This window comes from Zoogloea sp., from assembly GCF_041904905.1.
Lineage (GTDB): Bacteria > Pseudomonadota > Gammaproteobacteria > Burkholderiales > Rhodocyclaceae > Zoogloea.
This window is the reverse complement of record NZ_JAYRMI010000100.1, coordinates 1-10,865: the sequence shown is the minus strand read 5'-3', so window position 1 is coordinate 10,865 and position 10,865 is coordinate 1. Positions and strand designations below refer to the sequence as shown.

Here is a 10,865-nt window from a genome sequence, read left to right as displayed (position 1 = left end):
CTCGAAGTCTTCGTCCACGGCGCACTGTGCATCGCCTATTCCGGCCGCTGCCTGCTCTCCGGCTACTTCAACCACCGCGACCCCAACCAGGGCACCTGCACCAACTCCTGCCGCTGGGATTTCAAGACCCACGAAGCCAAGACCTGCGGCAGCGGCGACGTCTACCTCCTCGAAGAGCCCCAGAAGCGCGCCGGCGACTACATGCCCATCGAAGAGGACGAGCACGGCACCTACATCCTCAACTCCAAGGATCTGCGCGCCATCGAGCACGTCCAGCGGCTCACCGAGATCGGCATCGACTCCTTCAAGATCGAAGGCCGCACCAAGAGCCCCTACTACGTCGCCCGCACCTGCCAGGCCTACCGCCAGGCCATCGACGACGCCGTCGCCGGCCGCGCCCTCGACCCGGCGCTACTGGGCCAGCTCGAAGGCCTCGCCAACCGGGGCTACACCGACGGCTTCTACCAGCGCCACACGCCCCACGAGATGCAGAACTACCTGCGCGGCCACTCCGAATCCAACCGCAGCCTGTATGTGGGCGACGTGGTGGGCTACGACACCGCGCGCGGGCTCGCCGAAATCGCCTCGAAAAACGCGTTTTCCGTGGGCGACCGGCTGGAGCTGATCCACCCCGCCGGCAACGCCGAAGTCCGCGTCGAGCACCTGCTTGGCGCCACCGGCGAGCCCATCGACCGGGTGCCCGGCAGCGATCACCGGGCCTGGCTGCCCCTGCCGCCGGGCTGCGTCGGGGCTTTCGTTGCGCGATTTTTATAAATCTTCCCGGTTTTCTTGCCTAAGGCGCTGAAGTAGTTCAGAATGCCGTGTTTTCCGGGTGGCCAAATTCACCACCCACGTGTACTTCCCAAAGGACCAAGCGATGAAAGCCGATACCCACCCGAATTACAAAGAAGTGCAAGTGACTTGCTCCTGCGGCAACACTTTCACCACCCGCTCCACCATGGGCAAGCCCCAGTACCACGTGGAAGTCTGCTCTGCCTGCCACCCGTTCTACACCGGCAAGCAGAAGATCGTCGACACCGCGGGTCGCGTCGAGCGCTTCCGCCAGAAGTACGGCTCCGTGCAGCGTCTGGGCTAATATTCGCCCAACGCCGGCATCGTCCGAAAAAGGCAGCCGAGGCTGCCTTTTTTATTGCCGGTTGCACGCCCAACACCCCAGATCGAGCACCCATGCCCCACGACGCCCCCCGCCTCTCCCTGCCGGCGCCGCTCACCGGCTGGCCTCTGGCCGTGCTCATCGCCGTCTACCTGCTGGTCGGCACCACCGGGCACCTCCCCTGGCGGGGCGACGACCTCACCTACCTCGGCCCGATCCACGCCATCCTCACCCGCGGTAGCTGGCTGATGCCCGAGATCGCCGGCGAAGCCTTCCACGACTTCCCGCCGCTCTACTACTGGGCCGGCGCCATCCTCGCCAAGCTCCTCGGCGGCCTGCTGCCGATCCACGACGCCGCCCGCCTCGCCAGCAGCCTGTTCACCGCAGCCTTCCTCTACTGGACCGGCGTCGCCGCCCGTCGCCTGTACGGTGAAGTTGCCTTCGCTCCGGCGATCCTGCTGGGCCTGGGCGCAGTGGGCCTCGTCGTCCACGCCCACGAGACCCAACCCATCCTCGCCCAGCTCGCCGGCATGGCCCTGTGCTACGCCGGCCTCGGGCAGCTCGCCGAGCGCCCCGTCCGGGGCGGGCTCCAGGCCGGCCTGGGCAGCGGCCTGGCCTTCCTCGCCGGCGGCCTGCCCGGCGCGGTGCTTACCGTGCCGGTGCTGCTGGTGGCCCCGATGCTGTGCCCGAGCTGCCGCAACCGCTCAGTGCTTGGCGGCATCGCGATCGGCCTCGCCGGCGCCGGCCTCACCGCCGGCCCGTGGCTGGGCGCCCTGGCTCTCAGCGCGCCGGACGCCCTCGCCGCCTGGTGGGCCAACGAACTCGACACCAACACGCCCCACGCCTACCACCTGGCCGACTTCGGCAAGCTGCTCCAGCTCGCGGGCTGGTTTGCCTGGCCCCTCTGGCCCATCGCCGGCTGGGCGGTGTGGCGCAACCGTCAGGCCCTGGCCACGCCCGCCCTGGCCTTGCCCCTGATGGCCAGCCTGCTGGCGATCCTGCTGGTCGCCACCACCGGTAACCTGCGGCCGGCCAACATGCTGCCCGTGCTGCCGCCGCTGGCGCTGCTGGCCGCCCTGGGCGTTGCCAGCCTGCGCCGCGGCGCCGCCAACGCCTTCGACTGGTTCGGCATCATGGCCTTCGCCTTCTTTGCCCTGCTGGTCTGGGCTGGCTGGAGCGCCCTGCATTTCGGCTGGCCACCGGGGCTGGCCCGCTCGGTCACCAAGATGGCACCGGATTTCCCCCGCGACAGCCTGGTCGGCGGCACCCTGATCGGCGTCGCGATCACCCTCGCGCTGCTGGTGCTGCCCCTGTTCGTCCGCCGCTCGCCGGCCCGCGGCACCACCAACTGGGCCCTCGGGATCACCCTGCTGTGGTGTCTCGCGGTCACCCTGTGGCAACCCTGGTTCGCCTACACCAAGAACTACCAGCCGGTGGCTGCCGAGCTGAAGGCCGCCCTGGCTGGCCAGCCAGCGGGGTGCATCGCCCGACGCGGGCTGGGCGACACCCAGCGGGCCGCCCTCGACTATTTCGCCGGCATCCGCACCGTACCCAACGCACGGGGCGCAGACTGCAAGTTGCTGCTCACCTACGCCACCACCAGCAGCCAGGCTCAGAAGATCCGTGGCGAGGGCAAACAGATCTGGGAGCGGCGCCTTGGCGGCGGCCGCAAGGCCGAGACCTTCCGACTCTACCAACGTGACTGACCACGCCTCCTTCCGTCTCGACACGAGCGCCGCTGCCCAAGCCCTGCGGCGCCACTGCGACGCCATCGGCGACACCGGCATGCGCGATCTATTCGCGGCGGACGCCACCCGCTTCGCGCGCTTCTCGTGCAGCGCCGACGGTCTGCTCCTCGACTACGCCAAACAGCGTGTCACGTCCGAAGTCATGGCCGGCCTGCTCGCCCTTGCCGACGAAGCCGGGCTGAAGGACGGCATCGCCGCCCTCCTCGCCGGCGAAGCGGTCAATTTCACCGAAGGGCGGGCCGCCCTGCACTGCGCGGCGCGCCAGTTTGCCGCCACGCCCGCCGCCGCCCGCGCCGAGATCGCCGCCACCCGCTTGCGCCTGAACGCGTTCGTCGAGGGTGTGCACAGCGGCAGCATCTGCGGCGCCACCGGCCTGCCGATCCGCCACGTGGTGCATCTGGGCATCGGCGGCTCCGACCTCGGGCCGCGGCTGCTCGCCGAAGCCTTTGCCCCCGCAATGCCAACCCGGCTCGAGCTGTCGTTTGCCGCCAACGTGGACGACACCGAGATCCGCGCCATTCTCGACCGCGCCAACCCGGCCGAGACCCTCTTCATCGTCGCCTCGAAGAGCTTCTCCACCGCCGAAACCCTCTTCAATGCCCGCGCCGCCCGCACCTGGCTGGCCACCGCCCTTGGGCCCAATGCCGATCTCAGCCGGCATTTCGTGGCGATCAGCAACAACGTGGCCGCCGCCGTGGCCTTCGGCATCCCCCAGGAAGCCACCTTCCCGATGCCGGAGTGGGTGGGCGGGCGCTTCTCGGTGTGGTCGGCCATCGGCCTGCCGCTGATGCTGGCCTTCGGCTCCGACGTCTTCGACGATTTCCTGGCCGGCGGGCGCAGCATGGACGCCCACTTCGCCAACACCCCGTTCGCCGCCAACCTGCCGGTGATCGCCGCCCTCCTCGGCATCTGGAACGCCACCTTCCTGGGGCTCGACGGCCACGCGGTGCTGCCTTACAGCCACCGCCTGCGCAGCCTGCCGGCCTACCTGCAGCAGCTCGAGATGGAGAGCAACGGCAAGTCGGTGGACCGCCACGGCCAGCCGGTAAGCTGGCAGACCGCGCCGATCATCTTCGGCGGCCCGGGCACCGTGGGCCAACACGCCTACCACCAGCTGTTCTACCAAGGTACGCGCAAGGTCGCCTTCGACTTCGTGCTCCCCGTCGCCGCCTCGCCTTCCGCCGCCGACCGCAGTCTGGCCGGCAACGCGCTGGCCCAGTCTGCCGCGCTGATGCTCGGTCGCACCCTCGACGAAGCCCGCACCGAACTGCGCGCCCGCGGTGTGGACGAAACGGAGGTCGAGCGCCTCGCGCCCCACCTGGTATGCCCTGGCAACCAGCCAAGCACCACCCTCCTCACCCCAGCCATCACCCCCTTCGTCCTCGGGCAGATGCTCGCCCTCTACGAACACAAGGTGTTCGTTCAGGGCTGGATCTGGGGGATCAACAGCTTCGACCAATACGGCGTGGAACTGGGTAAGAACATGGCCAGGGGCATCGAGGCCGGCTCCGGCCAGCAGCGCGACAGCTCGACGGTCGGCCTGCTCGCCGCCATCGAGGCGATGACCCACCGGACGGATTGAGCCCGCGCGTACGCCCCGCCAGCCCGATCGGGCAGACGGCACCGGGAGGTGCGACGGCTTACTTCTGCTGAGGGGTCTGGACGAAGATTTCGTCCGGTTTGGTCAGGCCAAGCTCAAAGCGGGCCCGTTCTTCGACGGCTTCATAGCCGGTCTTCAGATCGCGCACCTCGGCCTCCAGGCCGGTATTGCGCTGCTCCAGCTTCCGGTTGGCGTCCTTCTGCGCCGTCAGCTGCTTCTCCACATCCCAGACACGCAGCCACCCGCCTTTGCCGACCCACAACGGGTACTGCAGGGCAAGCACGAGCAGGGCGAGGATGAGGACAGGCCAACGCATGGGCAAGGGAAGACCGAAACTGGAAATGGGGCCGACCGGGCGGCCGGCCCCAGGCTACAACTTAGCGGTTACGCAGGTTGTAGAAAGCCGACAGGCCCGGGTAGAAGGCGGTATCGCCGAGATCTTCCTCGATGCGCAGCAGCTGGTTGTACTTGGAGATGCGATCGGAACGGGACAGCGAGCCGGTCTTGATCTGCATGGCGTTCAGACCCACCGAGATGTCCGCGATGGTGGAGTCTTCGGTTTCACCGGAACGGTGGGAAATCACCGCGGTGTAACCGGCGCGCTTGGCCATCTCGACAGCAGCGAAGGTTTCGGTCAGGGTGCCGATCTGGTTGATCTTGATGAGGATCGAGTTGGCGATGCCCTTGTCGATGCCTTCCTTCAGGATGCGGGTGTTGGTCACGAAGAGGTCGTCGCCGACGATCTGCACCTTCTTGCCCAGACGGTCGGTCAGGTGCTTCCAGCCAGCCCAGTCACCTTCGGCCATGCCGTCTTCGATCGAGATGATCGGGAACTTGTCGGCCAGGGTAGCGAGGTAATCGGTGAAGCCTTCGGAAGTCAGCGACAGGCCTTCGCCGGCCAGCTCGTACTTGCCGTTCTTGTAGAACTCGGAGGCGGCGCAGTCGAGGGCCAGGACGATGTCGCGGCCCGGCTCGTAGCCGGCGTTGGCCGCGGCTTCGAGGATCATGTTGAGGGCTTCGTCGGTGCCCGAGACGTTCGGGGCAAAGCCGCCTTCGTCGCCGACGGTGGTGGGGTAGCCCTTCTTGTCGGTGAGCTTCTTGAGGTGATGGAAGATCTCGGCGCCACAGCGCAGGGCTTCGCGGAAGCTCTTCACGCCCACCGGCATGATCATGCATTCCTGGATGTCCAGGGAGTTGTTGGCGTGGGCGCCGCCGTTGATGACGTTCATCATCGGCACCGGCATGGCCATGCCGCCGGAGCCGCCGAAGTAACGGTACAGGGGCAGGCCGGCTTCTTCAGCGGCAGCCTTGGCCACGGCCATGGACACGGCCAGCAGCGCGTTGGCGCCCAGGCGCGACTTGTTGTCGGTACCGTCCAGGTCGATCAGGGTCTTGTCGATGAAGGCCTGCTCTTCGGCGTCGAGGCCGATCAGGGCTTCGGAGATTTCGGTGTTGACGTTCTCGACCGCCTGCAGCACGCCCTTGCCCAGGTAGCGGCCAGCGTCGCCGTCGCGCAGCTCGATGGCTTCGCGGGAGCCGGTGGAGGCGCCGGACGGCACCGCGGCCCGGCCCATCACGCCGGATTCCAGCAGCACATCGGCTTCGACCGTGGGATTGCCGCGGGAATCGAGGACCTCGCGGGCAATGACATCAACAATGGCGCTCATGAACTTCCTTTCTTATCACTGAATTTACATCGGCGACCTTCCGGCCGCCTCTAACGTCGAAACCGGAAAATCGCCCGCAGGCTCAAGCCTTCAGCTCTTCGAAACCCTGGCCCTTGACCAGCGCATCGATCGCCTTGAGGGTAGCCAGCAAGGATTTCAGTCTGGGCAGCGGCCACGCGTTGGGGCCGTCGGAGAAAGCCTTGGCGGGATCGGGGTGGGTTTCCATGAACAGCCCGGCGACGCCGACGGCAACCGCCGCCCGCGCCAGCACCGGCACGAACTCCCGCTGACCACCCGACACCGTGCCCTGCCCGCCCGGCAGCTGCACCGAGTGAGTGGCATCGAAGACCACCGGACAGCCGGTGTCGCGCATGATGGCCAGGGAGCGCATGTCGGACACCAGGTTGTTGTAACCGAAGGACGCACCACGCTCGCACACCATGATGGTGTCGGCACCGCCGTTGGCCTCGCGGGCCTTGTCGACGACGTTCTTCATGTCGCCCGGGGCGAGGAACTGGCCCTTCTTGATGTTCACCGGCTTGCCGGACGCCGCGACCGCGTGGATGAAGTCGGTCTGGCGGCACAGGAAGGCCGGGGTCTGCAGCACATCGACGACCGCCGCCACGTGGGGCACCTCGGCCTCGGTATGCACGTCGGTGAGGACAGGCACGCCGACCTTCTCGCGGACTTCGGCGAGGATCTCGAGGCCCTTCTCCATGCCCATGCCACGGTAGGACTTGCCGGAGCTGCGGTTGGCCTTGTCGTAGCTGGACTTGTAGATGAACGGGATGCCCAGTTCGCCACAGATGTCCTTGAGCGCCGTGGCGGTCTCGAAGGCCATCTCGCGGGACTCGATGACGCAGGGCCCGGCGATGAGGAAGAAGGGTTTGTCGATACCGACGTCGAAGCCGCAGAGTTTCATGGGGTTTCCTTTACTTGCCCTGCCGGTGGGCGAGCGCTGCCTTGACGAAGGCGGTGAACAGCGGGTGGCCGTTACGCGGGTTGGACGTGAACTCCGGATGGAACTGGCAGCCCACGAACCACGGGTGGACGTCGGCCGGCAGCTCGATCATCTCGCACAGGTCGGTGCCCGGGGCACGACCCGCAACGCGCAGGCCCTGGGCTTCGAGCTGGGTCAGCAGGGTGTTGTTCACTTCGTAGCGGTGACGATGGCGCTCGGTGATCTCGGCCTTGCCGTAGATCTCGCGGGCCAGGGAGCCTTCGGTCAGATTGCAGACCTGGCCGCCCAGACGCATGGTGCCGCCCAGATCGGAATCCTCGCCGCGCTTCTCGACCTTGCCGGAGGCGTCGTGCCATTCGGTGATGAGACCGATGACCGGGAAGCCGGTGTGCTTGTCGAACTCGGTGCTGTGGGCGCCGTTCATGCCGGCCACGTCGCGGGCGAACTCGACGACCGCCAGCTGCATGCCGAGGCAGATACCCAGATAGGGCACCTTGTTCTCGCGGGCGTAGCGGATCGCGGCGATCTTGCCTTCGGTGCCACGACGGCCAAAGCCACCGGGCACGAGGATCGCGTCCATCGACTTGAGGGCACCGCAGCCGTTCTTCTCGATGTCCTCGGAATCCAGGTAGTGGATGTTCACCTTGCTGCGGGTGTGCATCCCGGCGTGGTTGAGGGCTTCGATCAGCGACTTGTAGGATTCGGTCAGGTCGACATACTTGCCGACGAAGGCGATGTCGAGGCTGTGGTTCGGATTGTTGAGGGCGTCGAGCAGGCGTTCCCAGATCGACAGGTCGGCCGCGCGGGCGAGGATGCCCAGCTTGTGGCAGACGATCTCGTCGAGCATCTGGTCGTGCAGCATGCCCGGGATGCGGTAGATCGAGTCGGCATCGAGGCACTCGATGACGGCTTCGGGCATCACGTTGCAGAACAGCGCGATCTTGCGACGCTCGTCGGCCGGCACCGAGCGGTCGGCGCGGCACAGCAGGATGTCGGGCTGGATGCCGATCTCGCGCAGCTCCTTCACCGAGTGCTGAGTGGGCTTGGTCTTCAGCTCACCGGCGGTGGGGATGTAGGGCAGCAGCGTGAGGTGGATGAAACAGGTGCCTTGGCGGCCTTCTTCGATGCCCATCTGGCGGATGGCTTCGAGGAAGGGCAGCGACTCGATGTCGCCCACGGTGCCGCCCACTTCGACGATGGCCACGTCGGCCCCTTCGGCGCCGCGCTTCACGTAGGCCTTGATCTCGTCGGTGATGTGCGGGATGACCTGCACGGTCTTGCCGAGATACTCGCCGCGCCGCTCTTTCTTGATCACCGCCTCGTAGATCTGGCCGGTGGTGAAGTTGTTGCGCTTGCTCATCTTGGCGCTGGTGAAGCGCTCGTAATGGCCAAGGTCGAGGTCGGTTTCGGCACCGTCTTCGGTCACGAAGACTTCCCCGTGCTGGAAGGGGCTCATCGTGCCGGGGTCGACGTTGATGTAGGGGTCGAGCTTGAGGTGGGTAACCTTGATGCCGCGGGATTCGAGAATCGCCCCGAGGGAGGCGGCGGCGATGCCCTTGCCCAGAGAGGACACGACACCACCGGTAACAAAGACGTATTTGGTCATGACACGGGGGACTTCTGGAAAGGGGAATGATAGCCGATCCACCCCCCTCTCTTCAACGGGCGAAGCCCCCGGTCGTGACATCGAACCACTAGTTGTCCCGGATGAAATCCCGATTCACTTCCCGAAACAGGTCGGTGGCGCTCTCGTGAAGCCATTCGAAGGCCACCATCTCGCGGGTGACGACCTCGATGCCGTGGCTGCGCATGCGGGCCAGCGCGGCATCCCGGTCGGGCGGCTTGCGGGAGCCGACCGCGTCGGCCACCACGAAGACCTCCTTGCCCTGCCAGCGCAGCTCCAGCGCGGTCTGCAGCACGCACACGTGAGCTTCGGTGCCCACCACCACCACCTGGCGGCGGGCATCCACCGCGGTGCCCTCCAGGCAGCCATCGGCCACGCATGAGAAGTGCGTCTTGGTGACGACCGGTGCGTCGCCCACCGCCGCCAGCAGCGCATCGGCAGTACGGCCGAGCCCCTCCGGATACTGCTCGGACACCACCACCGGCACGCCAACCCGGCGCGCGACGCCGGCGAGCCACACGCAATTGCCCAGCACCGCCTCGCCATCGGCGATGGCCGGCAGCAGGCGCGCCTGCACATCGACGATCAGCAGGCTGCTCTTGTGACGATCCATCAACATAGCCGCACCTCTCCTTCGATCAGGACTGCAGCTCGGGTCGGGCGCGGAACTCGTCCAGCGCAGCCGGGTTGGCCAGCGCCTCGACGTTCTTCACGGGCTCGCCATGCACCACCGAACGTACCGCCAGTTCCACGATCTTGCCGCTCTTGGTGCGCGGGATGTCACGCACCTGCACCACCTTGGCCGGCACATGGCGCGGCGTGGTGTTGTCGCGGATGGTCTGGCGGACGCGGGCGATCAGCGCGTCGTCCAGCGCGAGGCCGTCCCGCAACTTGACGAACAGCACCACCCGCACGTCGGCCGCATCGCCCGGCGGCCACTGCTGGCCGATCACCAGGGATTCGACCACCTCCTCCAGCTTTTCCACCTGACGGTAGATCTCTGCCGTGCCGATGCGCACGCCACCTGGGTTGAGGGTGGCGTCGGAACGCCCGTAGATGATGAGCCCGTCGTGGGCGGTGATCTCCGAGTAGTCGCCGTGGCACCAGACGTTATCGAAACGCGCGAAGTAGGCCGCGCGATAGCGAGCGCCGCCCTCGTCCTTCCAGAAGCCGATGGGCATCACCGGGAAGGGCCGGGTGCACACCAGCTCGCCCTTTTCGCTGCGCACGGGGTTGCCGGTCTCGTCGAACACATCCACCGCCATGCCCAGGCCCTTGCACTGGATCTCGCCGGCGTAAACGGGCAGCGTGGGGTTACCCAGCACGAAGCAAGACACGATGTCGGTGCCGCCCGAGATCGACGACAGGCAGAGATCGGCCTTGATCTCGCGATAGACGTACTCGAAGCCCTCCGGCACCAGCGGGCTGCCGGTGGAGAACATTGCCCGCAGTGCGGTGAGTGTGTGGCTCTCGCGCGGGCAGAGGCCAGCCTTGGCGATGCCGTCGATGAACTTGGCGGAGGTGCCGAAGTGGGTCATCCGCTCGGCCTGGGCGTAATCGAAAAGGATCGCCCCGTTGCCGATCATCGGCGAGCCGTCGTAGAGCAGCACCGTGGCCCCGGCGGCCAGCCCCGAGACGAGCCAGTTCCACATCATCCAGCCGCAGGTGGTGAAGTAGAACAGCCTGTCGCCGGGCTTCACGTCGCCATGGAGCTTGAGCTCCTTGAGGTGCTGCAGCAGCACCCCGCCGGCGCAGTGCACGATGCACTTGGGCACGCCGGTGGTGCCCGACGAGTACATGATGTAGAGCGGGTGATCGAAGGGCAGCCGCACGAAGGGAATCTCCGTCTCGGCCAGGAAGGGCTTGACGAACTCCGCCAGCAGCCGGGCGTGATGTACGTGGGACAGATCGTGCCTTGCATGCACGTAAGGCACGACCACCACCCGCTTCACCGACGGCAGCCCGTCGGTGATCGCCGCGAGGCGGTCCAGGCAATCCACCATCTTGCCGTTGTAGTAGTAGCCATCCACCGCCAGCAGCACCTTGGGCTCGATCTGACCGAAGCGGTCGAGCACGCCCTGCACACCGAAATCCGGCGAGGCCGACGAGAAGATCGCCCCGATGCTGGTCGCCGCCAGCATCGCCACGACG

The 10,865-nt window shown here is 66.8% G+C and carries 10 protein-coding genes; 4 read left to right on the top strand and 6 right to left on the bottom strand.

Annotated features, from left to right (window positions below; translation table 11 throughout):
- From ACE3N6_RS18140 to pgi, 4 genes are all read left to right on the top strand, one after another.
- On the top strand, positions 1-774 hold a 774-nt coding region (locus ACE3N6_RS18140; protein ID WP_374247229.1), incomplete at its 5' end, for a U32 family peptidase C-terminal domain-containing protein.
- 103 nt (positions 775-877) lie between these two features.
- Entirely contained in the window at positions 878-1,096 is a 219-nt protein-coding gene (gene rpmE / locus ACE3N6_RS18135) for a 50S ribosomal protein L31 (RefSeq protein WP_153161035.1), read from the top strand.
- 92 nt (positions 1,097-1,188) lie between these two features.
- Positions 1,189-2,820: an ArnT family glycosyltransferase gene (locus tag ACE3N6_RS18130; protein ID WP_374247228.1), complete on the top strand. Its 1,632-nt coding sequence runs from the start codon at positions 1,189-1,191 to the stop codon at positions 2,818-2,820.
- Positions 2,813-4,444 carry a glucose-6-phosphate isomerase gene (pgi, locus tag ACE3N6_RS18125; protein WP_374247227.1) on the top strand — a complete coding sequence of 544 codons (1,632 nt, stop codon included), beginning with the start codon at positions 2,813-2,815 and terminating at the stop codon, positions 4,442-4,444. Before ACE3N6_RS18130 ends, pgi begins: the two co-directional genes overlap by 8 nt.
- 58 nt (positions 4,445-4,502) lie before the next feature.
- On the opposite strand, the gene ftsB is transcribed toward pgi, so the two are convergent.
- The 6 genes from ftsB to ACE3N6_RS18095 form a co-directional block, all read right to left on the bottom strand.
- A complete protein-coding gene (gene ftsB, locus ACE3N6_RS18120; protein ID WP_374247226.1) occupies positions 4,503-4,778 on the bottom strand; it encodes a cell division protein FtsB in 276 nt (91 codons plus the stop codon).
- A 61-nt stretch (positions 4,779-4,839) separates the two neighbouring features.
- Entirely contained in the window at positions 4,840-6,129 is a 1,290-nt protein-coding gene (gene eno / locus ACE3N6_RS18115) for a phosphopyruvate hydratase (RefSeq protein ID WP_374247225.1), read from the bottom strand.
- A gap of 82 nt (positions 6,130-6,211) precedes the next feature.
- On the bottom strand, positions 6,212-7,051 hold the full coding sequence (gene kdsA / locus ACE3N6_RS18110) for a 3-deoxy-8-phosphooctulonate synthase (protein ID WP_374247224.1): 840 nt from the start codon (positions 7,049-7,051) through the stop codon (positions 6,212-6,214).
- 10 nt (positions 7,052-7,061) lie between these two features.
- On the bottom strand, positions 7,062-8,696 hold the full coding sequence (locus ACE3N6_RS18105; RefSeq protein WP_374247223.1) for a CTP synthase: 1,635 nt from the start codon (positions 8,694-8,696) through the stop codon (positions 7,062-7,064).
- A gap of 88 nt (positions 8,697-8,784) precedes the next feature.
- Entirely contained in the window at positions 8,785-9,333 is a 549-nt protein-coding gene (locus tag ACE3N6_RS18100; protein WP_374247222.1) for a hydrolase, read from the bottom strand.
- A gap of 19 nt (positions 9,334-9,352) precedes the next feature.
- On the bottom strand, positions 9,353-10,865 hold a 1,513-nt coding region (locus tag ACE3N6_RS18095), incomplete at its 5' end, for an acetoacetate--CoA ligase (protein WP_374247221.1).